Source organism: Pseudomonas sp. SIMBA_041 (assembly GCF_046535095.1).
Taxonomy (GTDB): Bacteria; Pseudomonadota; Gammaproteobacteria; order Pseudomonadales; family Pseudomonadaceae; genus Aquipseudomonas; species Aquipseudomonas mucoides.
Genome location: NZ_JAWRXJ010000037.1, coordinates 1 through 557 on the forward strand (window position 1 = coordinate 1; position 557 = coordinate 557).

2 tRNA genes and 1 rRNA gene are annotated in these 557 nt (G+C 50.4%); all 3 read right to left on the minus strand.

The annotated features are described in order from the left end of the window. Nucleotides 1–123: 123 nt before the first annotated feature. Nucleotides 124–199, minus strand: a tRNA-Ala gene (locus SB725_RS30105). Nucleotides 200–229: 30 nt separating this feature from the next. Further along, nucleotides 230–306: transfer RNA gene (locus SB725_RS30110), tRNA-Ile, on the minus strand. Between the two features lie 81 nt (nt 307–387). Next, nucleotides 388–557, minus strand: a 16S ribosomal RNA gene (locus tag SB725_RS30115); the annotation flags it as partial.

Sequence of the window (557 nt, forward strand, 5' to 3'; positions counted from 1 at the left end):
TCTATCTTTCTATCACATACCCAAATTTTTAAAGAACGAACTAGTCAAAGACTAGAAATCAACATTCACCATCTCAACGATGGAATGCTCATTTCTAAGCTTTCTTACTAACAGAAGCAGTAGTGGTGGAGCCAAACGGGATCGAACCGTTGACCTCCTGCGTGCAAGGCAGGCGCTCTCCCAGCTGAGCTATGGCCCCGTATTTCTACAGGCGTTTCCCACACAAAATTGGTGGGTCTGGGCAGATTCGAACTGCCGACCTCACCCTTATCAGGGGTGCGCTCTAACCAACTGAGCTACAGACCCAATTTCGGGCTGCTTCTTTCGTCTTCTTCAATGAATCAAGCAATTCGTGTGGGAACTTATGGAGCAGCTGATGTCGTCGATTAAGGAGGTGATCCAGCCGCAGGTTCCCCTACGGCTACCTTGTTACGACTTCACCCCAGTCATGAATCACACCGTGGTAACCGTCCTCCCGAGGGTTAGACTAGCTACTTCTGGTGCAACCCACTCCCATGGTGTGACGGGCGGTGTGTACAAGGCCCGGGAACGTATTC